The 25189-nt window shown below is 66.3% G+C and carries 22 protein-coding genes; 10 read left to right on the forward strand and 12 right to left on the reverse strand.

Annotated elements, in window-relative coordinates; all coding sequences use genetic code 11:
* Position 1: 1 nt before the first annotated feature.
* The 4 genes from dnaG to ACZ5BT_RS10525 form a co-directional block, all read right to left on the reverse strand.
* The gene (gene dnaG, locus ACZ5BT_RS10510) at positions 2–1744 is read right to left on the reverse strand and encodes a DNA primase (protein ID WP_464884538.1); all 1743 of its coding nucleotides are present in this window, start codon (positions 1742–1744) and stop codon (positions 2–4) included.
* Positions 1675–4716, reverse strand: a complete 3042-nt coding sequence (locus ACZ5BT_RS10515; RefSeq protein ID WP_464884539.1) for an adenylate/guanylate cyclase domain-containing protein — start codon at positions 4714–4716, stop codon at positions 1675–1677. Before ACZ5BT_RS10515 ends, dnaG begins: the two co-directional genes overlap by 70 nt.
* A complete protein-coding gene (locus ACZ5BT_RS10520) occupies positions 4713–5120 on the reverse strand; it encodes a hypothetical protein (RefSeq protein ID WP_464884540.1) in 408 nt (135 codons plus the stop codon). The genes ACZ5BT_RS10515 and ACZ5BT_RS10520 overlap by 4 nt, the downstream gene beginning before the upstream one ends.
* Before the next feature lie 101 nt (positions 5121–5221).
* Complete coding sequence (locus tag ACZ5BT_RS10525) at positions 5222–7660, reverse strand: BamA/OMP85 family outer membrane protein (protein WP_464884541.1); 2439 nt, start codon at positions 7658–7660, stop codon at positions 5222–5224.
* Positions 7661–7714: 54 nt separating this feature from the next.
* Here ACZ5BT_RS10525 and ACZ5BT_RS10530 point away from each other — a divergent pair, with 54 nt between their 5' ends.
* Genes ACZ5BT_RS10530 through ACZ5BT_RS10540 form a run of 3 tightly spaced genes read left to right on the forward strand, consistent with a single transcriptional unit; the run spans position 7715 to position 9619 of the window.
* On the forward strand, positions 7715–8539 hold the full coding sequence (locus ACZ5BT_RS10530; protein ID WP_464884542.1) for a purine-nucleoside phosphorylase: 825 nt from the start codon (positions 7715–7717) through the stop codon (positions 8537–8539).
* A complete protein-coding gene (locus ACZ5BT_RS10535; protein WP_464884543.1) occupies positions 8536–9180 on the forward strand; it encodes a YggS family pyridoxal phosphate-dependent enzyme in 645 nt (214 codons plus the stop codon). Before ACZ5BT_RS10530 ends, ACZ5BT_RS10535 begins: the two co-directional genes overlap by 4 nt.
* Positions 9170–9619, forward strand: a complete 450-nt coding sequence (locus tag ACZ5BT_RS10540; protein ID WP_464884544.1) for a DivIVA domain-containing protein — start codon at positions 9170–9172, stop codon at positions 9617–9619. Before ACZ5BT_RS10535 ends, ACZ5BT_RS10540 begins: the two co-directional genes overlap by 11 nt.
* On the opposite strand, the gene ACZ5BT_RS10545 is transcribed toward ACZ5BT_RS10540, so the two are convergent.
* A complete protein-coding gene (locus ACZ5BT_RS10545; RefSeq protein ID WP_464884545.1) occupies positions 9606–10109 on the reverse strand; it encodes a YdcF family protein in 504 nt (167 codons plus the stop codon). The genes ACZ5BT_RS10540 and ACZ5BT_RS10545 overlap by 14 nt on opposite strands.
* 131 nt (positions 10110–10240) lie before the next feature.
* Here ACZ5BT_RS10545 and hflX point away from each other — a divergent pair, with 131 nt between their 5' ends.
* From hflX to ACZ5BT_RS10560, 3 genes are read left to right on the forward strand one after another with little or no spacing between them, the layout of a single operon-like run.
* A complete protein-coding gene (gene hflX / locus ACZ5BT_RS10550; RefSeq protein WP_464885822.1) occupies positions 10241–11887 on the forward strand; it encodes a GTPase HflX in 1647 nt (548 codons plus the stop codon).
* A 29-nt stretch (positions 11888–11916) separates the two neighbouring features.
* On the forward strand, positions 11917–12720 hold the full coding sequence (locus ACZ5BT_RS10555; protein WP_464884546.1) for a TlpA family protein disulfide reductase: 804 nt from the start codon (positions 11917–11919) through the stop codon (positions 12718–12720).
* Positions 12721–12750: 30 nt separating this feature from the next.
* Positions 12751–13518 (forward strand): Crp/Fnr family transcriptional regulator, encoded by a 768-nt coding sequence (locus tag ACZ5BT_RS10560; RefSeq protein WP_464884547.1) that lies wholly within the window; start codon positions 12751–12753, stop codon positions 13516–13518.
* 25 nt (positions 13519–13543) lie between these two features.
* On the opposite strand, the gene ACZ5BT_RS10565 is transcribed toward ACZ5BT_RS10560, so the two are convergent.
* The 4 genes from ACZ5BT_RS10565 to mqnE all read right to left on the reverse strand — a co-directional run bounded on the left by ACZ5BT_RS10565 (position 13544) and on the right by mqnE (position 18340).
* Complete coding sequence (locus ACZ5BT_RS10565) at positions 13544–14053, reverse strand: DUF2249 domain-containing protein (protein WP_464884548.1); 510 nt, start codon at positions 14051–14053, stop codon at positions 13544–13546.
* Positions 14054–14104: 51 nt separating this feature from the next.
* A complete protein-coding gene (locus tag ACZ5BT_RS10570; RefSeq protein WP_464884549.1) occupies positions 14105–16309 on the reverse strand; it encodes an ATP-binding protein in 2205 nt (734 codons plus the stop codon).
* A 106-nt stretch (positions 16310–16415) separates the two neighbouring features.
* On the reverse strand, positions 16416–17225 hold the full coding sequence (locus ACZ5BT_RS10575) for a menaquinone biosynthetic enzyme MqnA/MqnD family protein (RefSeq protein ID WP_464884550.1): 810 nt from the start codon (positions 17223–17225) through the stop codon (positions 16416–16418).
* Positions 17222–18340, reverse strand: a complete 1119-nt coding sequence (mqnE, locus tag ACZ5BT_RS10580) for an aminofutalosine synthase MqnE (RefSeq protein WP_464884551.1) — start codon at positions 18338–18340, stop codon at positions 17222–17224. The genes ACZ5BT_RS10575 and mqnE overlap by 4 nt, the downstream gene beginning before the upstream one ends.
* Positions 18341–18382: 42 nt before the next feature.
* Between mqnE and ACZ5BT_RS10585 the strand changes: the two genes are divergently transcribed.
* Genes ACZ5BT_RS10585 through ACZ5BT_RS10595 form a run of 3 tightly spaced genes read left to right on the forward strand, consistent with a single transcriptional unit; the run spans position 18383 to position 21193 of the window.
* A complete protein-coding gene (locus ACZ5BT_RS10585; protein WP_464884552.1) occupies positions 18383–19006 on the forward strand; it encodes a MotA/TolQ/ExbB proton channel family protein in 624 nt (207 codons plus the stop codon).
* Complete coding sequence (locus tag ACZ5BT_RS10590; RefSeq protein ID WP_464884553.1) at positions 18984–19376, forward strand: ExbD/TolR family protein; 393 nt, start codon at positions 18984–18986, stop codon at positions 19374–19376. The genes ACZ5BT_RS10585 and ACZ5BT_RS10590 overlap by 23 nt, the downstream gene beginning before the upstream one ends.
* Positions 19373–21193 (forward strand): DUF3048 N-terminal domain-containing protein, encoded by a 1821-nt coding sequence (locus ACZ5BT_RS10595; protein ID WP_464884554.1) that lies wholly within the window; start codon positions 19373–19375, stop codon positions 21191–21193. Before ACZ5BT_RS10590 ends, ACZ5BT_RS10595 begins: the two co-directional genes overlap by 4 nt.
* On the opposite strand, the gene ACZ5BT_RS10600 is transcribed toward ACZ5BT_RS10595, so the two are convergent.
* Genes ACZ5BT_RS10600 through ACZ5BT_RS10610 form a run of 3 tightly spaced genes read right to left on the reverse strand, consistent with a single transcriptional unit; the run spans position 21174 to position 23421 of the window.
* Positions 21174–21749 carry a DUF72 domain-containing protein gene (locus ACZ5BT_RS10600; protein WP_464884555.1) on the reverse strand — a complete coding sequence of 192 codons (576 nt, stop codon included), beginning with the start codon at positions 21747–21749 and terminating at the stop codon, positions 21174–21176. The genes ACZ5BT_RS10595 and ACZ5BT_RS10600 overlap by 20 nt on opposite strands.
* Positions 21746–22480, reverse strand: coding sequence for an alpha/beta hydrolase family protein (locus ACZ5BT_RS10605; protein WP_464884556.1), 735 nt, complete (start codon positions 22478–22480; stop codon positions 21746–21748). Before ACZ5BT_RS10605 ends, ACZ5BT_RS10600 begins: the two co-directional genes overlap by 4 nt.
* On the reverse strand, positions 22480–23421 hold the full coding sequence (locus ACZ5BT_RS10610) for a ribose-phosphate diphosphokinase (RefSeq protein ID WP_464884557.1): 942 nt from the start codon (positions 23419–23421) through the stop codon (positions 22480–22482). Before ACZ5BT_RS10610 ends, ACZ5BT_RS10605 begins: the two co-directional genes overlap by 1 nt.
* Positions 23422–23498: 77 nt before the next feature.
* On the opposite strand from ACZ5BT_RS10610, the gene ACZ5BT_RS10615 reads away from it, so the two are divergent.
* On the forward strand, positions 23499–25142 hold the full coding sequence (locus tag ACZ5BT_RS10615) for a CTP synthase (RefSeq protein ID WP_464884558.1): 1644 nt from the start codon (positions 23499–23501) through the stop codon (positions 25140–25142).
* The last annotated feature ends 47 nt before the right edge of the window (positions 25143–25189 follow it).

Raw genomic sequence — 25189 nt, forward strand, 5'->3', positions numbered from 1 at the left:
TTCAGAGCTCCGCGCGATAGAGGCGGCGTTCGGCCTCGATGGCCTCTTGTAAGCTCTGGATCTCTTGCAAAAGGGCGGGGGTGGGGTTTTTGTGGAGCGCTTCCTTGAGCCGGCGCAGCCTGGCCTTGTAATAGGCCTCCCGCAGCCGGGCCATGGCCTTATCGAGGGTGCGCTGGAGCTCGGGTGAGGCCAGGCTGGGCGCGAGCATCAGCCGCTCGAAGAGGGTGCCCCCCACCGCCATCTGGGTAAGCCGGTGCTGCATTCGCCGGGGGTCGTAGTTCAGCGATTCGGCCAGGCGCAGGAATTCGGCCAGGAAGGAGCTCTCCGGTGGCCAGGTGTGATCCTCGACGTAGCGAGCCCAGGTCTTGATCTCTTCTGGGGGAAGTGAGAGCAGCAGGGCGACGATATCGAGCTCGAGAAGCAAAACCTGATCCTGATTTTCACTGATTCCCCGCACCTCGGTGGTGGAGAGCGGGGCCCGCCGCCGCCGTTTCCGGCTCTGGATGAGGTCCTCGAGGACCCCGGGCTTGAGCCCCAGGCGGTCGACGATGATCGCCTTGAGCGCTTCCGCCACCGGATCGAAGGGTTCGGCGTCGACCAGGCGCGGGAGCAGGGCTTCGAGCACAGCCCGCTTGCCCTCCGGGGTTTGGAGGTCCCGGCCCCTCGCCGCTTCGTCGAACCGGAAGTTTACCTCGGGCAGGGCGCGGCCGAGGGCGGCTTCGAAGCGCGCCCGACCGTCCTCGGCGGTGAGCAGGTCGCCGGGGTCGCTGCCTTCGGGGAGCACGACCGCATAGACGCGAAAGCGGCGCGCGACCTCGAGGTCCAAGCCAGCCAGGGTGGCCTTGCGCCCGGCTTCGTCGGCGTCGAAGGCCAGGTAGAGGTCGACGGTGCCGAGGCGTTTCAAAAGCAGCGCTTGCTCGGGGGTGAGCGCGGAGCCGAGCACGGCCACCGTCTCCTGGTAGCCCATCTGGTGGAGGGCGATGACGTCGAAAAGCCCCTCCACCACGATGGCGCGCTTTCGCTCGCGTATCGCGGACTTGGCCTGAGGGAGCGCGAAAAGGAGCTCGCGCTTTTTGAAGATCTCGGTCTCCGGGCTGTTTAAGTACTTGGGCTGGCCTTCGGGATCGAGGGTCCGCCCCGAAAAACCGACCACCCGTCCGCCAGGTTCCAAAATGGGGACGATCAGCCGGTTCCGGAAGCGATCGTAGATCCGTCCCTCGCGTTCGCTCAGGACACCCGCGGCCACGGCCGACTCCAGCGAGACGCCCGCCTTCCTGAGGTGGCGGGTCAGATGGTCCCAGCCATCGGGGGCAAAGCCGAGCTGGAAGGTCTCGATCATCGCCGGGGAGATCCCCCGCCCTTCGAGGTAGGCTCGGGCGCGGGCATCGAGGTGTTCGCGAAAGAAAGCGAGCGCCAGGGCGTTGATTTCATAGAGGGTCGGGTCCTTGCGTTTGACCGCCTTTTGGGGCAGCTCGACCCCGGTGAGTTCGGCGAGGCGTTCCAGAGCTTCGGCGAAGGCGAGCCCCTCAATGCGTTCCAGGAACGAGAACACGTCGCCGCCCGCTTTGCAGCCGAAGCAGTAGAAGAGCCCCTTGTCCTCGTCCACGTAAAACGACGGCGTTTTTTCCTTGTGGAAGGGGCACAGGCCCTTATACCGGCCCTTACCGGCCGGCTTTAACTCGACGTAGTTGCCGATGAAGTCCTTGAGGTTAATTCGGCTGCGGATGATCTCCCTCGGGTCCATGCTTGGCTCCAGGCATTATAGGCCCACAGTCCCAGGATACCGTAGCCCAGAAGCCGGGCTTTGGGCAGGGGGTGGACCGGGCGGCCCGCGGTCACGGCCAGGCTCCGCCGCCAGAGCTCGATCGGGGCGAAGGAGCTTTCAAACGCCAGGAGGTGGAGGACGGGCTTGCCAAGCCGGAGGTTGGCCTCGGCCTTGAGGAGCCTTGCGAACTGGTAGAACGGCAGGAAGCCGTTCGGCCCGGTTCGGGGGAGGAGGTAGCTCGCAATGGCGCTGGTCTTTTGCGGCGCCCGATCCCGGTGGTCGATGGCGAGTGCGGCGAGCGAGAGAAAGGTGGCGTAGGGGTTTTTGGCCTTTTGCGCATACCTCAAGGCGCGTTTGAAGGCCCCGGTGATGGGCGCGCCTTCCACGGCCTGGGCGAACCCCTGGGCCAGGTTGAGGAAGGCCTGGGTGTGGGGGCAGGTGGTTTGGCCGGCCAAGGTTATGCTCAAGCGGAGGGCGTCTTCCGTTTTTCCGGCCAGGGCCAGGGCCAGCGCGTAAACGGCGCCGAGCCAGGGGTCGGGACTCACCGCCCAGGCGTACTCGCCTTCGCTGAGGGCTTTCCCGAGCTTTCCGGTTTCGATGAGATATCGTAGCCGTATGGCGGCGATTCGGGCGTAAAGGGGTCCAGGGGCCAGGGTTTTGAGCAAGGGAGCGAGTTTTTCCAGCCGGCGCTGGGCCTCGATGTAGGCCCCTTGGTCGAGGGCGTAGGAGGCGCGGAGGGCGCTGGCGAGCAGCTTCGTTTCCCGAGAAATCGCGAGCCCCTCGGCTTCACCGACCCGGTGAATCGCCTCATCCAGAGAACGCGCACGCCAGGCGACCCCCGCGAGCTCGATCGCCGTTTGCGCCGCCGCTTCCCGCTCGCCCCGGCCCCGGTAGGCCTCGAGGGCCCGTGAAAGGTGATCCGCCGCCGATGGAAGGTCCCCCAGTGAGGCGCAGGCTTTTCCCAGACCCAGGTGGGCTTCGTGATCGTTCGGGCGGTCGCGTAGGTAGCGTTCGAGGCAGGCCCTCGACCGGTCCGGGTTTCCCCGCCCGAGGTGGGCGAGCCCCCGAAGCTTCAGCGCCTCGGTTCCCCGAGCGTGGTTCAGGACCTCGAGTGCCTCGCCGGGGCGCTCGGGAAGCAGGCGCCGGGCGAGGTCGATGGCCAGTCGCGATTGCTGAGCCGGGCTTTGGGCGAGGGAGAAGGCCCGTTTGAGAAGCCGGAGGGCCACGTCCTGGTCGCGGGTTTGCTGGGCCGCGGCTCTGAGGACCCGGATCGCCGGCCCGAAATCGCCGGCGGCCTCGAGGTGATCGGCGACCCTTTCGGCGGCTTCGACCTTGCCGGTTTTCGCCAGCCAGTCGGCGATCTGCCGGTGCCAGCTTTGCTGCTTGGAAAGGGGGAGGAGGGCTTTGGCGGCGCGCCGGTAGGCTTCGGTCCTGAAACGGTAGGCCGTTTTCCCGCCTTCGCCCGCTCCGGTGGCCTGCAAAAAGCCTTCGTCGGTCAGGCGTTGCAGGGTTTTCTCGCCCGGCAGACCGAGGACGCTTTCGAGCAGGGCCGGTTGCACCTCGCGCAAGAGCGCCGAGAACAGGAGCGCTTCCCGCGCCTCGGCGCCCACGGCGTCGAAGTAGGGCTGCAGGGCCGCGACCAGGCCGGCCTCGCCCGGCGTTTTGGCGAGGTGGCGGAGCGGGTCGGCCAGACCGTCGGCCAGGGCTGCGTAGGCGGCGCAGGATTCTTCGTCGAGGGTGGGGTTGATCTGCCGAAGCCACCGGAGGGACTTTTCAAGGGTGAGGGGTGAGATCCGTTTGGCGTAAGGGTAGGCCCCGGTTCGGGCGGTGGCGATGATCAGGAGCTTGGCGCGATCGATTTTCCTGAGTCCGTGCAAAAAGGTCCGGAAAACGGACGCGGCGTGGTGGATGTTCTCGACGACGAGCAACCAGGGTTCCCGTTGGCTGAGGACGGCGAGCGCCTGGGCGAGGGTTCGGAAGATCAGGCTCAGCGGGGGCGCCTCACGGTGTTTCCCCAGGACGAAGGCGAGCGCTCTGGCTTCGTGGGAGGTCAAGGGGAGGGACAAGAGCGCGTGCTCGACTTCGGGGTGCTTCTTCAAAAACGCCCCCAACCAGGCGCGCAGGGAAATACCCGCCGAAAGCGGTGGCAGCCAGTACTTTCGACCCGCTTCAACGCCACGGAAAAAGCCTGAGATCAGTGAACGTTCCCCCGATCCCGGGGGCGCGACGAACACCAGGGCGGTCGGGCGGCTGGCCAGGGCCGTTCGCCAGCGCGTTTCGAGTTCGGCCGCCAGTTCCGGGTAGGGGTGCTGGGGTGCTCCCCGGCCCCAGCCACGAAAATAGAAGGCCTTGATCGGGGTGGGAAAGCCTTTGGCCTTGAGTGGCTTGAGGGGTTCGCAGATGGCCTCGGGGAGCAGGGCGGCGGTGGTTTCGTCGATGACCACCTCCCCGGCCGGCGTGGCCTGAACGATCCGCTGGGCGCGGTTGACGGGATCGCCGAAGAGGCGCTCGCGACCGTTTTCGCTGCGCATGGGCGCGGCCAGGACGATGCCGCTCGTGACCGCGGCCCGGGCCAGAAGACGTGCTCCGGCCCGCGCCTCGACCTCATGGTTTTGAGCCACCATCGCCAAGGCGGCCTCGACCGCATGGCGGGCTTTGAGGACAGGGCTTGCGCGGAGGCCGAAGACCGCCAGGAGACCGTCGCCGTAGATGGCCTCGACCTGGCCGCCGTAGGCGGTGACGGTTTGCTGGGCGGCGTCCAAAATGGGCTCCACCCGCTGCCAGGCGTCGTCGGGACCGTATCCGTGAGTGAACGCGGTAAAGCCCGAGAGGTCGAAAAAGACGACGGTGGCGAATCGTTTACTCCCGGGGAGCGGTTTGAGCGCACGCCCGCAAAGGGTGCAGTAGAGGAAGCGCGCGTCGTTCCGGTGGCCGCAGTTGGGGCATCTCATTTCCGGAAGGCCATCAGCGGGGGCTCGAGTTCGACCTCGATCCGGGTCTCGGGCTCGAGCGGGGTCTGGGAGGCGAGAAGAATGGGAAACCCGGCATCGAAAAGGAAAAAGCCAGGTTCGGGTTCACCCCTTACCTGACCCGAGATGGTATACGCGCCGCCCGGGCGCGGGGTCAGCCTCGGCCTTCCTTCGGCGGGTCGGACCTCGCGTACCACGCCGTGAATGAGGACGTCGGTGGGACCGAGGGGCGCGGGCGGTGTTCCCCGGTCGAAGAGGAAGATGAGGCCGAGGGGGGTATGGGCTTCCAGCAAGGGCCAGCCTTCGGGCACCGGGAGGAGGTCGAGCTGGGTGGCGTATTCGGCGAACCGTTCGAAGAAGGTGTCCGGGCTTTCCTCGAGGACCATGCCTTCATTTTACCCACCCTACCCCCGGGGGATCGGGATGGCCAAATAAAGATGCCCCCCGCTGCGGCAGGGGGCGCGTGGGCCGCGGTCGAACTGTTCGCTTAGAAGACGGGTCCGATGCGGAAGTGCAGCACGCCGGATGGGTTTTGGGTGCTAAAGCCATAATCGAGCCGGATGGCTGGCAGGGTTACCGCCCCGTAACCGAGGTTCAGCTGTACCCCGACGCCGTATCCGAGGTGGAACTCGGGGTTTTGTCCCGGGTTCCAGACCGAGCCGGCGTCGGCGAAGACAATGCCGATGACGGTTTGGCTGATGGAGCTTGAGAGTCGGAAGTCATAGCGGTACTCGATGGAGCCGGCGAGCAGGCGCTGTCCACTGAACGTTCTCGGCTGATACCCCCGGAGCATGGCGATTTCCGGGTCTGATCCGCCGAGGGTGAAGTAGCGGCTCTCGGGCGGGGTGCCGAGGAGGGTGCCGGCGGCCACGCGGACGGCGAAGACCGCCCGGCCCGCTTCGTCTTCGGGCATGTAGGTTTTGTAGGTACCCCAAAGCGGCGCGAAGTAGGTGATGCCTCCGGAGGCGGGGAAGACCACGCCGTAGCCAACCTGCCAGCTGGCCCGCATCCCGGTGGTGGGGTAGACGGGGTCGTCGACCCGGGCGTAGTCGAAGGTGGTGCTGAGCGAAACGTTGGCGTAGCTCTGGGGGAGCAGGCTCTTTGCCGTGGCCTCGTCAACGGTCGGGTTCGCGGGTGGGATGAGGGTTTCAAGCAGGGTGTGCACCCACTGGCCCTCGAGGCCCAGGGTGGCGGTAAAGTTGGGGTCCCCAAAGAGCGGCCGCCCGATGCTGGCGCTGAAACCGCTGCGCCGCTCGGTGTACTCCCAGCCGGTGGGGTTTTGGTTGTTGTCGTTGAGGGTGAAGTTGCCGTAGGGGATGGAATAGGCGGCAAAGGCGATGCTGGTGGGCACCTGCTTTAAATCGGCGAAGTCCAGATAGAGCCAGGGGATTTTGTAGCTCAGGCTGAGCGAGAGGTTGTCGCCGGCGTCGTTCTCGACGAAGGAGAGTTCGAGGTCCGCTTGGTGGGCCCGTCCCCAGAGGTTTTTGTCGGAGAGCGAGAGCTGCCCGCTCCACCCGGAGGTGCTCGACCAGGCGATGGCGGGTGTCACGACCAGGGTCTTGCTCTCCTTGAGCTTGAGCACCACCTGGCGTTCATCCGGCCGCGCGCCCGGCTGGGTGAGCACCTCGGGGGGGGTTTTGAAGATGCCGGTCCGCAAGAGCCGTCCCAGACCTTCCCGAAGTGCCTTGATGGAGAAGAGGCTTCCCGGTTTGGGGAGCTCTCTCAGCACCACAAAATCCTTGGTCCGGTGGGGTCCTTCCCAGACCAAGGTGTAGCCGCCGATTTTGATTTCGCGGATGGTGAGGCGGTACACCCCATTTTGGAAGCTGTAGTCGGCCTTGGGGACGAGGGCAAAGCCCTGGGCCTGGTAGTAGCGGTAGATTCGCTCGAAATCCGCTTCCGCGAGCTGGGGGTTGAAGACGTCCCCCGGCTTGAGCACCAGCAGGGACTTGAGCGCGTCCTCGCTGAAGGCGGTGGCACCGCGGATCTCAATCGTGTTGATCCGGCCGTACCTGGCCTGTCCGATGCGAAAGCGGATCCTGACCCCGTCCTGGAACGCCTCGGCCTGAAAACTGACCTCGCGCCCCAGCTTGCGTGAAAGCTCGGCCACCGCGTTGACCAGGTGGTCGTAGTTGTAGGGGTCGCCGACCGCCACCGGCACCTCGGCGAGGTCACCCGGATCCACGGCGGTGACCTTGAGTTCGCGGATCTGGACCTCGAGGACCCCGGCTTTGAGCTGGCTGCGTCTTGGGTCGACCCCGCTGCCCTTGTAGCCATCTTCGGCGTAGCGCTGGGCCGTTTGCTGCACCGCTTGCAGGTAGAGGGGCCAGGAGAACTTACCGAGGTCGAGCAGCGGCTTGAAGTAGCGGACGATTTCGTCTTTCGGGACGAGTGAGGCCCCTTGAACCTTGAGCGTGCGGAGGGGAGGCGACTCCTCAACCACGAAGGTGAGGGCGACGCCCCCGTCTAAAGAGCGCGTTTCACCCCTGACCTTGGGTTTGAAGGGAAAGCCTTGCTGTCGGAAGAGCTCGGCGAGCTTCTGTTCGGCTTCGGCGACCTTCTTGGGGTTGTAAACGCTGCCGGGGGTGATGGCCAGCTGGTTGGCCAGAAAGTCCGCGAGCTTGTTCGGGGGGAAGGCGGTGGCCTGGACCTCGAGCGAGGTGATCGGCGGGTTGGGCTTGACGCGTACGGTGAGCACGCCGTCCTTGAGATCGACCTCTACCTCCTGGAAATAGCCCGTCGCCTTGACGGCTCGGATGAGGGCTTCGCTGGAGAGGCCCTTTGCCTCGTCGCCGACCGATACCGGCAGGGCGATTCGGGCGAGGGTCGCGAGCACCGGGTCGGCGCCGACGACTTGGATCTCCCGGATCGGCGCGGCAAACGCCAGACCGAGGATGGCAAGAAGTGCGAACAAGCGGTATCGCATGTCTCGCATGCTAACTTCTACCAGTGAATCGGCCGTGAGAGTAAACTGAAGGGCATGGGCGACGTGTACGAGCGCATTCAGGAGGCCGTGGCGGCGGTTCGTTCGCAGAGCGACTTCGTTCCCGAGGTGGGGCTGGTGCTGGGCTCGGGGCTTGGCCCCCTGGCGGACGAGGTCGAGGTCGACACGGTGATTCCTTACGCCGAACTGCCGAACTTCCCCGTCTCCACCGCGCCCGGCCACGAGGGCAAGCTGATCCTCGGACATCTGGCCGGTCGGAAGGTGGCGGTGTACAAGGGGCGGGTGCACCCCTACGAGGGCTACGCTCTGGACGAAGTGGTTTTCCCGGTCCGGGTGGGGTATTTCCTGGGGGCGAAGACCTTCTTGCTGACCTCGGCGGCTGGTGGGCTGAATCCGCTTTTTGCCGCCGGCGATATGATGCTCCACGCCGACTACATCAACTTCATTGGGGATAACCCGCTCAAAGGCCCGAACGACGAGCGGCTCGGGCCGCGTTTCCCGGTTATGTTTGACGCCTATGACCCCGAGCTGAGGCGTCTTTTCCGGGAGGTGGCCCTTCGCGAGGGGATCCCGTTGCGCGAGGGGGTCTACGTGGCCATCTCGGGGCCGAGCTTCGCCTCGAGGGCCGAGCTCAGGATGCTCCGTTCGTTTGGAGCCGATGCCATCGGCATGAGCACGGTGCCCGAGGTGATCGCGCTCCGCCACCTCGGCGCCCGGGTGGTGGCGGTCTCAACCATTACCGACATGGCGATTCCCGACAGCGACCACCACGCCAGCGAGGCGGAGGTGCTGGCCGTGGCCGAGCGCACCGGTCCCCGTTTCCGCCAGCTCGTCAAGGCGTTTTTGGCCGCCCTGGGATGAGCCTCGCCGGAGTCCTCGACCGTATCGCGGCCGCGGCCAAGCGGGCGGGGCGGAATCCCGCTGGGGTGAAACTGGTGGTGGTGAGCAAAGGGCGGACGATCGAGGAGATTCGCGAGCGGGTGCTCGCCTTTGGGAATTTCCCGCTGGGTGAGTCGAGGGTCCAGGAAGCCCTGCCCAAGATCGAGGCCCTGCCGGAGGTGCCGTTTCACTTCATCGGTCCCCTGCAGCGCAACAAGGCCAAGTGGATGGGGCATTTTGCCCTGGTGCACTCGCTGGAGTCCGCCCGGATCGCGGAGGCGCTCTCCCGCCGTGCGACGAGGGTGCAGCCGGTCTTGATCGAGGTCAACGTCGCCCGTGAGCCGCAAAAGCACGGGGTGCTGCCCGAAGATCTGCCCGCGCTCGTGGCACGGGTGCGCGATCTGCCGCGACTCGAGCTTTTGGGCTTGATGACCGTGGCCCCGAGAGTGGACAATCCAGAAGAGGTTCGCTGGGTCTTTAAAACGCTCTCCCTTCTGGCCGACCGCTTCGACCTGCCCGAGCGTTCGATGGGGATGAGCGAAGACTTCGAGGTCGCCGTCGAGGAAGGGGCGACGCTGGTGCGGGTGGGGCGGGCGGTATTCGAGGTGGACGATGGGGCTTAATCCGCTGGACATTCGCTATCAGGAGTTCAAGCGCAAGCTCCGGGGCTATGACCCCGACGAGGTCCGGGATTACCTGGGTCACCTGGCGGATTTCGTCGCCGAACTGCAGGAGGCCCTCGAGGCCAGCCGAAAGAGAATCGCCGAGCTCGAGGCCGAACTCGATCGGGCAAGGGAAGGGGAGTCGGAGCTGAAGCGCGCGGTGGTGGCGGCGGAGCGGATCGCGCGCGAGGTCAAGGCCCAGGCCGAGCGCGAAGCCGAGCTCATCCTCTCGGAGGCCAAGGCGGCCAAGGAAAAGGCCTTGCGAGAGGCCATGGACCAACTCAAGCAGCTGCAGCGGGAAATGGAGCGGCTGCGACGGGAAAAGTCGCTCTTTGTCGAGCAGTTTCGCGGGCTTTTGGAGAGCTACCTGGCCTCACTCGACAAACTCAAAGATGGTTGAGGCCGAAGACGGCGGCCAGGAAGAGAAGGCGTTCGCGCAAGCGGTAGCGCCACGAGAAGTTCCCCTGGACCGGGTAGCCGCGGACCTTGAGGCCGAGCTTTCTCGCGAGCAAAAGCGCCCTGGGAAGGTGGGGGGCGTCGGTGACGAGGACGAGCTCGTAACCGCGGAGGATCCGCCTCGCCGCCAGGAGGTTTTCCCAGGTACTCCGGCTACTGGTTTCGCAGCGCAGTTGGGATTTGGGCACCCCTTTTCGGGCGAGATAGGCGCACCCGGCTTCGCCTTCGCTATAGCGGTCGCCGTTTTGCTTGCCGCCGGTCACCAGGATGAGACGGCCCGCCCCCGACGCCAAAAGCGCGCGCGCCGCTTCCAGGCGGGCGGCGAACACCGGGGAAGGCCTGCCGTTATACTGGGCGGCGCCCAAAACCACGATCGCTTTCGGGGTTTGGGCAAAGGCAGGAATGAGGAGGAGGGCGAGCCAGAGCCAGCGCATGCCTCTATGGTATTGAGGCTACGGTGGCTTTGTCATGGCGATTGGATCGCGCATTGAAAGCTCACGCGGGCGCGCTTAAAATAAAGCGAGCCGAGGAACAGCGACGGGGATTCCCCGGGAGGTGAAGGAGGATTCAAAAGGTTTACGGAAGGACGCAAGGCCTCAAACCAAGCACCCTGAAAAAGCTCTCGCTGCTCTACCGGCGGCGCGTGCCGCCAGGGCGGCTCTTTAGCGCCGAGCTGGCGCAGCGGATGGCGGAGCTGACCGAGCTCTCCGGCCGCCCTTTGGGGCTCTTGATCGACCGGAAGGGCTACGTCCGCCGGGTCGCGGTCGGGGATGCCCGGGATCTCCCCATTCCCGAACACGCGCTGGTCGAGACGCGCCTGGCTGGGTATCACCTGGTGCACACCCACCTCGAGGGCGGCGGTCTGAGCCGGCCTGACCTCTCGGTGCTCTTTCTCAACCGTCTGGATGCCATGGTGGCACTCGAGGTTCAAGATGGCCGGCCGGGCTTGGTGCATCTCGCGCACCTGGTGCCGCCCCGCTCGGAAGAGGAAGACTGGCGCATTCTGCCCCAGAAAGCCTACCACCAATACCTCGAGTTCGACCTGGGCGGGCTGGTGCGGGCCCTCGAGGAAGAGCTCGGTCGCCAGGCCAGGCTCCAGGCCCTGGAGGATGGTGCCGGTGAACGCGTGATCCTCGTCGGCATCGACCGGGGTGAGGGGCCCGAGGCCGAGGTGGGGCTGGTTGAGCTCGCCGAGCTCGCCCGGAGCGCCGGCGGCGTGGTGGTGCATTCGGAGCTCGTTTACCGGCCGCACTTCGACCCCAAGACCCTGGTGGGGCGGGGCAAGCTCGAGTCGCTGGTCTCGCTCGCCTATCACAACAACGCCGGGACGTTGATCTTTGGCGTCGACCTCACGCCAACGCAGGCCCGGGAGATCGAAAAGCTCACCCAGCTCAAAGTCCTCGACCGCACGCAGCTGATCCTCGACATCTTCGCCCAAAACGCCCGCACCCCGGAGGCCAAGGCCCAGGTCGAGCTGGCCCAGCTGCGCTACCTCTTGCCCCGGTTGGTGGGCCAGGGCAGGCGCATGAGCCGGCTTGGCGGCGGCATCGGGACCCGGGGGCCGGGTGAGACCAAGCTCGAGGTCGATCGCCGGCGGCTGCAGGCGAGAATCGCCCAGCTCAAAGGCGAGATCGAGCGCATCGCCAAGCGGCGGCGGGAGGCGAGGAAGCGCCGGGGCCGCCGGGGGGTGCCGGTCGTGGCGGTGGTCGGTTACACCAACGCCGGCAAGACCACGCTGGCGCGCCGCCTGGCGAAAAAGGGCGAGGCCGGGGAAGATCGTCTCTTCGCTACCTTGAAGCCCCTGGTGCGAAAGGGCTTCCTTCCCAGCATTGGCGAAGTGCTCTTTGCCGATACCGTGGGGTTCATCCGCAACATGCCCGAGGCCTTGGTTACGGCGTTTCGGGCCACGTTGGAGGAGCTCGCCGAAGCAGACGTTCTCCTGCACGTTCTCGACGTTTCGGAGGAGGGCTACGACGCGAGAAAGCGCGCGGTGGAAGCGCTGCTTTCCGAGCTGGGTGTGGAGGCCCCGCTGGTGCACGCGCTCAACAAGGTGGACCGCGCCGACCCCTACGATGTCGACTGGGCCCGGGAGCACTACGGCGGTATCCCGGTCTCCGCGCTCCGCGGCGAAGGCCTGGACGTCCTTCGCGAGGCCCTCGCCCAGGCGCTGGTCGAGGCCGGAATTCGGCCGGCCCACTGGGCCTTCACCTAGGCTTCATGGTTTTCCCGTAGCCTTTGCCCGTGGAAGTCGTTCAACTCGGCCCCTTCGTGGTTCCGCTTTTCCGGGTGTACGTGGCCTTGTCGATCGCGGCCTTTGTGCTCGTCGCCGAGCTCGTGGCCAGGAAGGGACAGCCGAGGGTCGCGGTCTGGGCCTGGAACGCAGCCTTGCTCGGGCTTTTAGGGGCGCGGCTTGGGTATGTGGGAGAGAACGCGGCCGCGTTTTTGCAGGAGCCCCTGGCGGTCTTTTACGTCTGGCAGGGGGGGTTCGACGTCTTTTGGGGGCTGCTTACTGGCGCGGCCTACACGCTTTACTTTTTCCACCGGACGCCCGGGCAGCTGCGCCTTGCGCTTTGGCCGCTGGCTTCTGGGCTCGTGGTCGCGGTGGCGCTTTTTGGCCTTTCGTTCCGGGGGGGTGAGGGCGAGAGGGCCCTGCCCGACTGGACGCTGCCCCGGCTGGATGGGGGGCAGGTGCGCCTGGCCGAGTTTCGCGGGACCCCTTTGGTGGTGAACTTCTGGGCCAGCTGGTGTCCTCCCTGCCGTCGGGAGATGCCGCTGCTCTCCGAGTACGCGGCGAAGGAGACGGGTGTGGTCTTCCTCTTCGTAAACCTTCAGGAGCGCCCCGACACCGCGCGGGCCTTTTTGCAAAAAGAAGGGTTGAACCTCGAGTGGGTCCTCCTCGACCTCGACGGCCGCCTCGCCCACCGCATGCGGGTCGCCGCGATTCCTACCACCTTTTTCGTTACCAAAAGCGGCAAGATCGTCGATCAGTACATGGGGGAACTTTCCCGGGCGCGGCTCGAACAGGGTCTTGGCCGTCTCAGGTGACGAAGGTCCCCATGGGGTAGACTGACCCCAATGGCTTCACAAGCCTCCATGCTCGCCAAGGTGCTCATGGCCTTTGGCCGGAAGCCGGCCGCGCCCGAGCCGCGGGGTCGGGTGTGGGTGGTCCCGGAGACCGGCTGGCGCACGCTGCTCGACCCCGAGAGCATGGCGGGTTTTGCCTCGATCTGCCCGCCCCGCCCCTACCGCAAGGGCGAGGCGATCTACCGCCCCGGCGACCCGGCCGAAAGCCTTTTTATCCTCCTCGAGGGCCGGGTCAAGATCAGCCTCCCCAGCCCGGCGGGGGAGAGGGTCGTCGCCGTCGTCGGACCCGACGATTTTTTCGGGGAGTCCTTCCTCACTCAGGCCCGCGAGCGAAAGAGCGAAGCGGTGTGCATCAGCAAGCGGGCCGTCGTCTGCCCGGTGAACCGTGACCAGTTCCTCGAGGCCGCCCGGCGGGTGCCGGAAGCGGCGCTCGCTTTTGCCTCGGTGCTCGCCGAGCGCAACCAGCTGCTGGAAGAGGAGCTCAGGCGCACCACCCTGCCGGCGATGGTGCGGGTCGCGGGCGTCCTCCTCGTGCTCGCTCGCCGCTTTGGAAGCGAGTCGAAAGAAGGTTGGGTTACACTGCGGCTCGACCTCACCCAGGAAGAGATCGGCTCGCTCGCCGGAACCACGCGCGTGACCACCACCCAGATCCTCAGCGAGCTACGGGACCGCGGGCTGATCGAGGGCACCCGAGGCACCTACGAGCTCGACATCGAGGGGTTAGAAGAGCTTGTCGAGGCCCTCGAGGCCGGCGCTTGATGCCCCGGGTGGGCGTCCTACCGAGCTACCCCTTGCGGTAGAAGTGGACCCGGTAGAGCCCCGCTTCCTGCTCGCACCAGGCTTCAAAGCCGAGCGGGGCCAGGGCCTGGTAGAGGGGAACGGGTTCGAACGGCGCCAGGAGCACGAGCCGCTGACCGGCCTCCACCTGGCGGGCGTGCTGCATGATGGTCTCGAAGGGTTCCTCGCCTCGGGCCAGGATGGGGCGCACGTCGAGTTCGTGTGCGACCGGCGACGAGAGCCAGGCGGGTTTGGGGGTGCCGAGCTTCGATCCCGACGCTGCCGGGGCGACCTTTTCGATCATGACCCGCCAGGTCTCGGGGCCCTTTTCGATGTAGCTCCAAAGGAACTGGCCCGGGTGTTCCGCCTGGAGCTGGTAATAAAGGGGCTTGGGGTCGTGGTCGTTGATGAGCAGCAGGCGTTCGCCGGGGTGGAGTGCGGCGAGGGCCTGGAAGATCTTGGCGTGACGCGATGCAGCCGGCAGGTCTCGGACGTCGAGGGTGTTCTCCATAGCCATACCTCCAAGAGCGAGCCTAGCGCGCATTGGCCCGGTCGGCCATGACACAGGTCATGTCCGGTCGGAGAGGATCTGGCTGGTCAGCTCGATGAAGCGGCGGACATCGAGGGGCTTGGTGAGGAAGGCGTAGGCGCCGCTGGCCAGCGCCCGGCCGCTGCGCTCGGGAACGGTGCTGGCGCTCAGGATCACCACCGGGATCGCCTGGGTCTTCGGGTGGCCCTTGAGCTGGGCCAGCACTTCCAGTCCGCTCATGTCGGGCAGCTCGAGGTCGAGAAGGACCAGGTCGGGGTTGTGTTCCCTGGCCAGCGTGATGCCCATGCGACCCTGGGTGGTGGCGATGAGCCGGATCGAGGTCAGCTGCGCTAGGATCCGCTGCATGAGCTTCAGGTTGGCGGGGTTGTCCTCGATGTAAAGGACGGTTTTGGCCCCCGCCTGCCCCGGGTTCGGATCGCCCGGCTCATCGGCCGGTTCGGGCGGCGGCTGGGCTTTGGGCAGGCGGACGACGAAGGTCGAGCCCCGGCCCTCTTTGCTGGAAAAGCTCAGCGACCCGCCCATGAGCTCGGTGAAGCGTTTGGAGATGGCGAGGCCCAGGCCGCTCCCGCCGGGTTCGCTCGTCGGCAGGTCCAGGCGGTCGAAGGGTTCAAAGGCCCGCGCGCGCATCGAGGCCGGAATACCGATGCCGGTGTCCTCGACCTCGATGGCGATCTCGTCGTCGTCTTCCCGGGTGCGAACCCACACCGCGCCCCCGGGGTGGTTGTAGCGCACCGCGTTCACCAGCAGGTTGAGCAATACCTGGACCAGGCGCTGCCGGTCGGCGAAGGCGTAGTGGCGCCTGGCCTCTGCCGCCGGTGGGTGGAGGGTGATGTTCTCCTGCTGCGCGATGGGTTTGACCAGCCCGACGGTTTCGTTCAGCACCTCGGCCATCTGCACCGGCTCCAGCGAGAGGTGGACGTGGCCGGATTCGGCCTTGGCGATTTCCAGGACCTCGTCGATGAGGGTGAGCAGGTGTTTGCCCGCCTTGAGGATGTGGGAGACGGCCTCGAGCTGGCTCTCGCTGAGCTTGCCATCCATCTCCATGAGCTGGGCAAAGCCCAAAATGGCATTCAGCGGGGTGCGGAGCTCGTGGCTCATGCGGGAAAGGAAACGGTTTTTCTCCTCGCTGGCCCGTTTTGCCGCCAGCGCCTTGGTTTGCTCCTCAACCAGCTCGGTGACGTCCTGAACGAAGACCACCAGCTCGCCCTTTTCGCAATGCGCGATCGTGCGCAGCCAGCGCCAGTCGCCGTCGGCGTGCTGGAAGCGGAAGAACTGGTTGAGGTCGCCGTCGTTTTCGATGATCTCGGTGAAGTGGCGCTCGATCTCGTCGCGGATGCTGGGGTCAACCATGGCCAGGAACTTGCCCAGGTCGTTTTGAAAGTATGCGGCGGGATAACCGGTCACCGACTCGACCGGGCCGATGAGCTCCCAGCCCGGGCTCGGACTGGTCCGCATGCGAATCCCGAAGGCCTTGGCCTGGGCCAGGGTGGCCTCGAGGTCGCGCCGAACCTGGTCGATTTCGCTCAGGTCCTTGACGAAGGCGGCGACGAAGGGTTCGCCTTCGATCTCGAGTGGAACCAGCCCGACCTCGACCGGAAAACGTTCTCCGCTCTGGCGCCGTGCCAGGAGCTGCTTGGCTTTTCCCATCGGTCGGGCCTGGGGCGCTTTCATGAAATCTTCCCGGTACTTACGGTGGGCTTTGCGAAGGGTTTCGTCGTCGGGCAGGAGGACCTCAATCGGCTCGCCGATGAGCGCTTTTGGGCGGTAGCCGAACCCCTCGGCGCTCGCCTGGTTCGCCATGTGAATGTTCCCCTTTGCGTCAACGATCACGATGGGAAGTGGGGCGTTGGAAAAGAGCCGTTCAAAGAGCGCCTTTTGACGGATGACGTTTTCCTTGAGCTCGGTGTTTTTTCGGGCCTGGCGCTCGATTTGGAGGATGACCGCCAGCAGAATGGCGATGGAAAGCACCGTGTAAACGGGGTTGAGGCTGATCCCCGCGGGGGCAAATCCCATAAAGACGGCGTAGACCATAAAGAGCACGGTGGCCAGGGCGGCTCCGAGCCCGGCGCCGTTGCCGCGGGTCGCGAGCAGGGCGGCGAGCATGACCAGGATCAGGAAGGTGGCCGGTGGGTGAATCCCCAAGCGGCGGAGCAGCTCGAGCGCGAGCGCCAGCCCCCCGCCGGCTGCGGCTCCGGCGAGCATGCCTTGGGTTGTCAAACGCACCTTCACGCCTCCCCCCAGCGCACCCCGGAAAACGAGGGAAAAGCGGCGAGCGGGCCACCGTTTTCTAAGAGGTGCAAGGGCTCTCCGGCATTATAGCGCCCGGTCCTTACTCGGGATCTTGGCCCAGCTGGGCCGGCAGGGAAAGGCCCAGCGCCCTGGCGAACTCGGCCAGCCCGTCGAGGTCGGGGGCCTCGAGGTGATACCGGAAGTTCCAGAGGTAGTGCTGGAGGAGCCTCGGACTCACATTCAGGCGGCGGCTTTCGGCGAGCGCCACCTGGGCCAGGCGGCCAAGGCCCAGGCTCCGGGCCCGGCGGAGTTCCTTGACCACGGCCAGAGGCGGTGGATCGTCCTTGCGAAAGGCCCAGACGGCGAAGACGAAGGGGAGTTTGGTCCTTTGGTACCACCGTTCGGCGAGGTCGGTGACGTAGACGCCGCCGGGGCGGGCCGGGACCTCGTGGACCGAGGTCGGTGGGCGATCGAGTAGCGCGGCGTAGCTCTGAATGGCCCGATCGCCGATGAGCAAAACCCCGTCGAAGGCCTCGAGCAGCTCAAGCCCGCCGCTTGCGGGCGTGAAGGTGGCGTTTTGGCCGAGCAAGAGCTTGAGCAGTCTGACCGAGGTGGCCGATTCGGTGGTGAGGGCGAGGCTTCGGATGGCCTCGAAGGGCACCCGCGAAAAGACGTTCACCGAGTAGACCCGCCCCAGCACCGAGACCGAAAAATCGGGCAGGGCGGCGAGAGTATCCTGGTGTTCGAGGAAAAAAACCGACGAAACCAGCGAAAGGTCGATCTCGCCCGAGAGCAACCCCTGGTTGAGCTCGGTGGGAACGGCCTCGATCAGCCGGAAGGTGTGGGGGGCCAGGTAGTGCCTGAGCGGCGCGACGTTGGCGTAGGGGGGGAGGCCGACGCGGGGTTTCATGACGGCACGGGCTCGTAGACGCGAATTTCGCGGTAGAGGGCGTCCCGCTCGATCGGAACCCTGCCCGCCCGCTGGATGAGCTCGATCAGAGCCCCCTTGGCCAGGCCTTCGGGGGCCTTGGCCCCGGCCATGTGGACGATCTTCTCCTCGATGAGGGTGCCGTCGATGTCGCTCACGCCCCAGTCGAGGGAGATCTGGGTCACTTCCGGGGTGATCGTGGCCCAGTAGCCCTTGATGTGGGGGAAGTTATCGAGGTAGAGGCGGGCGACCGCCAGATTTCGGAGGTCGTCGGTGGCGCTTGGGGCTTCGGTCTTGCCCAGGGCTTTCGCCAGCGGGTTGCCGTCGGGTTGGAAAGCGAGGGGGATGAAGCTTACGAACCCGCCGGTCTCGTCCTGCAGGCGCCGCAGGCGATCCATGTGGTCGAGGCGTTCCTCGAGCGTCTCTACGTGACCATAGAGCATGGTGGCGTTGGTGGGAAGGCCGAGCTCGTGGGCGATGCGGTGGACCTCGAGCCAGGTTTCGGCCGGGATCTTGCTGCGGGCGATTTCCTTGCGGACCCGCTCAGAGAAAATCTCCGCGCCGCCGCCGGGGAGGGCGACGAGGCCGGCGGCCTTGAGTTCCTGGAGCACGGTCTTCACATCGGTCTTCGCCACCTTGGCGATGTGGCTGATCTCGGCGGCGGTGAAGGCCTTGACCTGCAGCGTCGGGAAGCGTTCGCGAATGGCCGCCACCAGCGAGACGTAGTAGTCGAGGGGGCGCTTGGGATGGTGGCCGGAGGCGATGTGGATCTCGGTCATGCCCGGCTGGTAGCGCGCTTCGATCCATTCGATGGACTCATCGACGCTGTAATCCCAGGCACCCTCTTCCCCAAAGCGCCGGGCAAAGGCGCAAAATGTGCAACCTACGTAGCAGATGTTGGTTTGCGAAAAGCGCAGCGAGTGAACGAAGTAGGTCTTGTCGCCGTGGCGTTGTTCGCGAACCCGGTTGGCGAGCCGCATCAGCGTGGTGAGGTCCCGGGTTTGATAGAGGCGCAGGCCATCTTCAAAGGAGAGTCGCTCCCCGGCCAGCACTTTTTCGGCGACCGGTTTGAGCGCGTCGTCGCGGATCCACCTCATGCCCATATCGTACTTCTCACGCCACTCGGGTATCGTATGGCTATGCTCACGGTGCAACAAGGGGGTTGGATCCTCGTCGTCTTGCTCCTGCTCACGCTGTATGCGGCCTACGTCTTCTTCGAACGGTTCCTCTCGTTGAGGCGTGAACGCATCGGTGGCGAGCGGCTCATGCGGGACGTGGAGGCAGCGCTCAGGCGGGGAAAACTCGAGGCCGCGCTCGAGGCCGCGCGCGTTCATGGTGGAGCGCTTGGCCACTTCTTGCTCGCCGGGCTGCCCCGCGTGCCCTACGGGGTCTCGGCGGTGGACGCGGCGCTCAAGGCAGCGCTCTTGGAGGAGGAGGTTCGTCTTTCGAAGGGCCTTGGGGTTTTGAGCGTGACCGCCCAGGTCGCGCCGCTCTTTGGGCTTTTGGGGACGGTGACCGGCATGATCCAGGCCTTCAACGTGCTCGCGGCCCAGGGGCAGACCACGGCCAGTTTGCTCGCCGGCGGGATCGGGCAGGCGCTCTTCACCACCGCCGGTGGCCTGGTGGTGGCGATCCCCACCCTGATGGCCTACCACTACCTGGCCGGGCGGGTCGACGACATCCTCATGGAGCTCGAGCAACGCCGGGAGGAGCTCCTGGGCGTGCTGGCAGAGGTGGGCTATGAGGCGTCGGGGACGCACTAGTCCGGCGATCAACCTCGCGCCGCTGGTGGATATCGTCTTTCTACTGGTGATCTTTTTCATGGTCAGTTCGACCTTCATTACCCAGGAGACCGGTCTGCCCATCGACCTGCCCAGTGCGCAGAGCGGTCTTGAGGAGCCCCAGGGGGTGCCGGTGGTGGTGCTCGACGAGCAGGGACAGGCCTACCTCGGAAACCGCCGCCTCAGCGACGCGGCGCTCTTCGCCCAGGTCAAGGCCCGGCTCGATCGTTCACCGAAAAAGGTGGCTGTACTCCGGGCCGACCGGCGTGTTCCTCATGGTCGGGTGGTTCAGGTCCTGGACATCCTGCGCCGGGCGGGCGCTGCGAGGGTCGCGATCGCCGTATTGCCATGAATGAGCGGAAGGTCAAGCGCAGGGCGTTTCTTTTGGCACTCATCTCCGAGGGGCTTTTGGTCTTGCTCTTTTTGGCCATGGTCGCCCCTCGGGTCCCGGTGGCACCGAGCGGCTATCTGGTCGTGGAGTTCGGGCCCGGCGGCGAGGTGCGACCCGCGGCCGCGGCCCTCGAGGGCGCCCCCAAGCTCCCCGAGATTCCGGCAACCCCGCGCGCCGAGCCCCCGGCAGCGGCGACGCCGGAGGCCCCGGCCAAGCCGAAGAGCCGGGCTGAGCCCCAGTCACCGACCCCCGCCCAAACCCCAGCGCCGCCGAGGGTTGCCTCACCCAAGGCGCCAAAGCCGGGTCAGGGAACCGCCCGGACGCCCAAGTCGCCGAAAGCGCCGAAGCAGACGGCGGCCAAGGCTCCGCCGCCCACGCCCGCACCGAGCACCGGGACCCGGCCCGAACCGACAGCCCCGACCGAGGTTCCAGTCAAAACGCCCGCGCCTGCTCCGCCCGGCCCCACGGTGACCGAAAAGGCGCCTTCTCCGCCGGTTTCGACGCTGCCCGAGGCGCCATCGAAACAACCGGAGGCGGAGATCCAGCCGCCGCCAGCGAAGGTGGGGCCCGGGCCGGCGCCCAGCCCGCCTCCCGCCGCTTCCCCGCCCGCGACGGCGGAAAAGCCGGAGCCGGCCCCCGCGCTGCCCGCGGCTTCCGAGGCCCCGCCCGAGCCTGAGACTTCTCCGGCGCCAACGTCGAGCCAGCCTGCCCTTCCCCAAGCGGCGCCCGCTGTGGTCGAACGCGCTCCGGCAGCTTCCGCCGCGCCGTCGCTCCCCGAGGCCGTGCCGGCAGCCCGGCCCCCTGAGCTTCCCGCGCCGCGCTCGGCCCTGCCCCTCCCGCCCGGGCCTTCGGTCCCCGCTTCTCCGGGGACGCTCCCCACCGAATCCGCGCCCCAAATCAAGGCTCCGATTCCCCCCAGCGCGGCGCCGCCCTCACCCCAGATCGGAAGCGAGGGGGGTGCCGCCTTGGGGGAGGGGAATCGCAACTACGACGTTACCTGGCATTCGCCGCTTTTGATTTCGGTGGACAACGCCCGGGCGGGCTTTCCCCAAACTGGGCTCGAGATGGCGCAGCGCATCTACGAGTTTCCGGTTGAGGGCGGGGTGACCCGCCTGATCCTGGAAACCCGCGGCGGCGAGGCGGGGCCCGTGGGTCCGGTGCGGAGCGCCCGGGTCTACCTGCTCCAGCTCGCCGACGCGCTGGGAGGGTTTTTGGTGCACGTGGGCGGGAGCCCCAAGGCGCAAAAGATCATGGATGAGAAGGCCTACGTGACCTTTGATGGCCTTTATGACCGCAAGCACTTTTTCCGCGACGAGCGCCGGAAGCCGCCGCACAATGCCTACGCCGAGGCCGGGGCGATCCGGAGTGAGCTCGGACGCCTGGGGCTCGATGGCGTAAAGCGCTACCGGGGCGCGGCGTATCGCCCCGGGCCCGGGGCGAGGCCCGGCCAGCGCGTGGTGGTGAAGTTCGCGCCCGACTACTGGAGCGAGTTCCGGTTCGAAGAGGGGGGGTACCGCTGGTACCGTGCCGGGGAACGGACGCGGGCCTTCGTGGCCGCGGTGGTGGTGGTTGAGGTGGGGGCCCGGGTGGTGGATGCGGAGGGCCGGCTTTCGCTCGAGCTTGGCCAGGGGCCGGCGACGCTCTACCTGGCCGGGAAGCAGGTGGCGCTCCGGTGGCGATTCGGCTCCGGCGGCTTCCAGCTCCAGGACGAGAAGGGGAAGGCGGTGGACCTCACCCCGTATCGTGTGTGGTACATCCTCAAGCCGAACTACCGCTAGCACGGGCGTGCCTGAGGGCCTTTTCCGCTCGTTCCCAGGTCGAGAAGTAGACGTAGCCCGGTCCGGCTGGCAGGGCGCTTGGGTCCGGGTCGATGAGGTAGGAAAACGGCCCCTCGCCGAGGCCGACGGCGGCGTAGCCGGCCTCGAGGGCCAGCACCTCGAGGCCAGGCGGGCCTTCAAAGGCGTAGTCCCCGGGGAGGTCCAGTTCGCGGAGCATTGCCAGCCAGGCCTGAAAGGCCTGGGGGTCGAGATCGTCGGGGAGCCGGAAGCGAACCCCGCCCCGGGCGCGTCCGAGCAGCCGGTGGCGTTTGAGGAAGCGCCGGAGCGATCGTCGTTCGGCGCCCGATGGTGTGAAGGTGAGGTAGCGTGGCGACTGAAAGCTGTAAACGAAGCCTTCGCCGGCTCGTTTTTTCCAGGTCAGGACCTGGGCCTTGGAGGGGACGCGCCTCCGGGTCGAAGGGAGTTCGACGGTGGTGAAATAGTCCTGGTAGCGCCGGAACCACGCCGAGGGTGGGTGCCCTGTGCGCCAGGGCCCCGCTCCTTTGTAGCCGATCATGCCAATCCTGAGGCCAGCCATGTCCAAAACCAGGCGGCGGCGATCGCCACCATCTCCGGTTCCACCTCGTGCCCGAGGTGGGGAAAGATCACCTTGGCCAGCTTGCCGGGCTCGCCGGCGTAGGCCGGTTTCAGGGCCTCGATGGTGCGTTCCATGGAGGCGATCGGGACCACCCGGTCCTTGGCTCCGTGGACGTGAAGAAGGGGGGTTGGCGGGTAGCTTGCGGCCCGGTCGATGGGGTCGACGTGGTCGGGCGGCAGGTGGCCCCGGAGCCAGGCCGGGGTCTCGGCGCTGCTGATGAACACCGCGGCGGCCTCGAATTTGAACCCGCTGGCCAAAAGGGCGTGGACCACGTAACCGCCCATACTCGCGCCCACCACCCCCAGCGGCAACGGGCCGTAGGTCTTTCTGGCCCAGGCGGCGAGTGCCGGGAACTCCTTCATCGATTCCTCGATCGCCTTGACGATGAGGTGGCGGGCTTTCAGCGGGTCTTCGCCACCTTGCCGTTCCCCGTGGTAAGGGGCGTCGGGGTGGATGGTCAGCATCCCGGTGGCGTGGAAAGGCGCGGCGAGGCGGGCGGTGCGCTCTTTTGAGGCCCCGGCACCGTGGAAGAAGACGACGATGCCCCGTGGGTGGTCCGGTTCGGCGACGATGAGGGGGATCCGGCCAACGTAGCGCCGTTCCTTCTTGACCCTCTTCTTGCCCTGGTCGGGAAAGGCGGTATCCAGCATCAGCGGAACAGCTCCGAAACCGATTCCCCGCGGTGGATCCGCCAGATGGCTTCGGCAAAGAGCGGTCCCACCGAGAGCACCTTGAATTTTTCCGGCAGCGGCTCGGGCGGGGCACAGGTGTCGGTCGCCGCGACCTCGAGGATTGGCGAGCCGGTAATGCGCTCGATGGCCGGGCCCACGTAGACCCCGTGAGTTACCGCGGCGTACACGCTGGTGGCACCGGCCTCGAGCACCGTCTCGGCGGCCTTCACCAGCGACCCGGCGGTGGAGATCTCGTCGTCGATGATCAGGGCGATGCGACCTTCGACCTCGCCCACCAGGCTTCTGGCGGTGACCTGGGTATCGGAGAGGCGTTCTTTCTCGATGAAGGCCAGGGGCAGGTCGAGTCGCTTGGCCACGGCGCTGGCTCGCTTAATCCCGCCCGCGTCGGTGGCGACGACCACCGCGCGCTCGAGGTCCTCGAGCCGGGTCGCGAAGTGGTTGGCGATCACGGTTTCCGCGGAGAGGTGATCGAGGGGGACCTTGAAAAATCCGTGCACCTGGGGCGAGTGCAGCGTCATGGTCAGCACCCGATCGGCCCCCGCGGTTTCGATGAGGTCGGCTACCAGGCGCGCGGTGATCGGGATCCGCGGCGCGTCCTTCTTGTCGCTTCGCGCGTAGGAGAAATACGGTATGACCGCGGTCACCCGGTGGGCGCTGGAGCCTTTGGCGGCGTCGATCATCATCAAGAGCTCGAAGAGATGGTCCTGGACCGGGGGGGTGAGCGACTGGACGATGAAGACGTCCGCTTCCCGGAGCGATTCCTCGTAGCGCACGAAGAGGTTGTCGTTGGCGAAACGTTCGGTGGTGCTCCGTCCCAGCGGAAGACCGAGGGCCTCGGCGATCGATCGTGCGAGCTTTTCGTTGGAACGACCGGAGAAGACCTTGAGTGGGCGATCCATGCCAGCGGGTAGCATAGCACGGCGAGCGGTGCCGGCGGCAGGTGGTCGGGTTATGCTGAAGTCCCGGAGGTAGGAGGATGCGCTACATTTTTGTGACCGGTGGCGTGGTGAGCAGTTTGGGCAAAGGGATCGTGACGAGCTCGCTGGGCGCGATCCTCCGGGGGCGCGGTTACCGTGTGAGTGCGCTCAAGATCGACCCCTACGTCAACCTCGACGCCGGGACCATGCGTCCCTACGAGCACGGTGAAGTCTTCGTGACTGCCGATGGTGCCGAGACCGATTTGGATATCGGCCACTACGAGCGTTTTCTGGACCGGGACCTGGCTCGAATGAACAACGTCACCACCGGGCAGGTCTACCTCTCGGTGATCCAAAAGGAGCGCCGCGGTGACTATTTGTCGCAGACGGTGCAGGTTATCCCCCACATCACCGACGAGATTAAGGAACGCATCCGCTCGCTGGCTCATGAACAGGCGGCCGAGATCGTCATCGTCGAGGTGGGGGGTACGGTGGGTGACATCGAAAGCCTGCCCTTTTTGGAAGCCATCCGGCAGATGCGCTTCGACGAGGGGGTGGAGAACACCCTCTACATTCACCTGACGCTGGTGCCATATCTGAAGACCAGCGGCGAGTTCAAGACCAAACCGACCCAGCACTCGGTCGCCATGCTGCGCTCGGTCGGTATCCAGCCCGACCTGATCGTGCTTCGTTCGGAACGCGACGTGCCCCAGGAAGTGAGGCGCAAGGTCGCCCTGTTCACCAACGTCGAGGTGGATGCGGTGTTTACCAGCTACGACGTGGGCTTCATCTACGAGGTCCCGCTCATCCTCGAGGAACAGGGCCTGGGCAAGAAGGTCGAGGCCAAGTTGGGTTTGGAGCCGGTCATCCCAAACCTTGGCGTCTGGCGCGATGCGGTGGAGACGCTGCGCTCGCCCGAGCACCGGGTGCGGGTGGCGGTGGCGGGCAAGTACGTGAAGATGCCCGATGCCTACCTCTCCCTCATGGAGGCCCTTCGCCACGGCGGCATCAAAAATAAGGCCGACGTCGAGATCGTTTGGGTCGACGTCGAAGACCTCGCCACCCATGAGGATCTCGACCGGGCCTTCTCCGGCGTGGACGCGATTTTGGTGCCCGGCGGGTTTGGCGTGCGCGGCATCGAGGGCAAGATCCGCGCCGCCCAGTACGCCCGTGAGCGGAGGATTCCGTACCTGGGGATCTGCCTCGGGATGCAGGTGGCGGTGATCGAGTTCGCCCGCAACGTCGCTGGACTTGAACGGGCCAACTCGACCGAGTTCGACCCCTACACGCCCCACCCGGTCATCGACCTCATGCCAGAGCAGCTCGAGGTCAAGGAGCTCGGCGGGACGATGCGGCTCGGCGACTGGCCGATGCGGGTGCGAGAGGGGACCCTGCTCTCGCGGGTGTACGGGGGCAAGTCGCTGGTTTCTGAGCGCCACCGCCACCGCTACGAGGTCAACCCGGCCTACGTCGAGCGCCTGGAAGAGGCGGGGCTCGTGGTCTCCGGGGTTACGCCAGGGCTTCAGGGTCGGGGCGAGGGCTTGGTGGAGGCGATCGAGCTCCCCGACCACCCCTTCTTCCTCGGCGTCCAGTCGCACCCCGAATTCAAAAGCCGGCCCATGCGGCCGAGCCCGCCGTTCGTGAGCTTCATCGCCGCCGCCCTCGATTTCCAAAGGCAGCGACGCTTTCTGGCGAGCGGCTAAACGCGTAGCCGCGAGCCTTTTGGTGGGCGACCGCCGTGGCATTTGCC

It is taken from the genome of Vulcanithermus mediatlanticus (assembly GCF_055385885.1).

Coding starts and splice junctions, on each gene's coding strand:
- dnaG (WP_464884538.1), bottom strand. CDS start 1,744: ATGGACCCGAGGGAGATCATCCGCAGCCGAATTAACCTCAAGGACTTC.
- ACZ5BT_RS10515 (WP_464884539.1), bottom strand. CDS start 4,716: ATGAGATGCCCCAACTGCGGCCACCGGAACGACGCGCGCTTCCTCTAC.
- ACZ5BT_RS10520 (WP_464884540.1), bottom strand. CDS start 5,120: ATGGTCCTCGAGGAAAGCCCGGACACCTTCTTCGAACGGTTCGCCGAA.
- ACZ5BT_RS10525 (WP_464884541.1), bottom strand. CDS start 7,660: ATGCGATACCGCTTGTTCGCACTTCTTGCCATCCTCGGTCTGGCGTTT.
- ACZ5BT_RS10530 (WP_464884542.1), top strand. CDS start 7,715: ATGGGCGACGTGTACGAGCGCATTCAGGAGGCCGTGGCGGCGGTTCGT.
- ACZ5BT_RS10535 (WP_464884543.1), top strand. CDS start 8,536: ATGAGCCTCGCCGGAGTCCTCGACCGTATCGCGGCCGCGGCCAAGCGG.
- ACZ5BT_RS10540 (WP_464884544.1), top strand. CDS start 9,170: ATGGGGCTTAATCCGCTGGACATTCGCTATCAGGAGTTCAAGCGCAAG.
- ACZ5BT_RS10545 (WP_464884545.1), bottom strand. CDS start 10,109: ATGCGCTGGCTCTGGCTCGCCCTCCTCCTCATTCCTGCCTTTGCCCAA.
- ACZ5BT_RS10560 (WP_464884547.1), top strand. CDS start 12,751: ATGGCTTCACAAGCCTCCATGCTCGCCAAGGTGCTCATGGCCTTTGGC.
- ACZ5BT_RS10565 (WP_464884548.1), bottom strand. CDS start 14,053: ATGGCTATGGAGAACACCCTCGACGTCCGAGACCTGCCGGCTGCATCG.
- ACZ5BT_RS10575 (WP_464884550.1), bottom strand. CDS start 17,225: ATGAAACCCCGCGTCGGCCTCCCCCCCTACGCCAACGTCGCGCCGCTC.
- mqnE (WP_464884551.1), bottom strand. CDS start 18,340: ATGAGGTGGATCCGCGACGACGCGCTCAAACCGGTCGCCGAAAAAGTG.
- ACZ5BT_RS10585 (WP_464884552.1), top strand. CDS start 18,383: ATGCTCACGGTGCAACAAGGGGGTTGGATCCTCGTCGTCTTGCTCCTG.
- ACZ5BT_RS10590 (WP_464884553.1), top strand. CDS start 18,984: ATGAGGCGTCGGGGACGCACTAGTCCGGCGATCAACCTCGCGCCGCTG.
- ACZ5BT_RS10595 (WP_464884554.1), top strand. CDS start 19,373: ATGAATGAGCGGAAGGTCAAGCGCAGGGCGTTTCTTTTGGCACTCATC.
- ACZ5BT_RS10600 (WP_464884555.1), bottom strand. CDS start 21,749: ATGATCGGCTACAAAGGAGCGGGGCCCTGGCGCACAGGGCACCCACCC.
- ACZ5BT_RS10605 (WP_464884556.1), bottom strand. CDS start 22,480: ATGCTGGATACCGCCTTTCCCGACCAGGGCAAGAAGAGGGTCAAGAAG.
- ACZ5BT_RS10610 (WP_464884557.1), bottom strand. CDS start 23,421: ATGGATCGCCCACTCAAGGTCTTCTCCGGTCGTTCCAACGAAAAGCTC.
- ACZ5BT_RS10615 (WP_464884558.1), top strand. CDS start 23,499: ATGCGCTACATTTTTGTGACCGGTGGCGTGGTGAGCAGTTTGGGCAAA.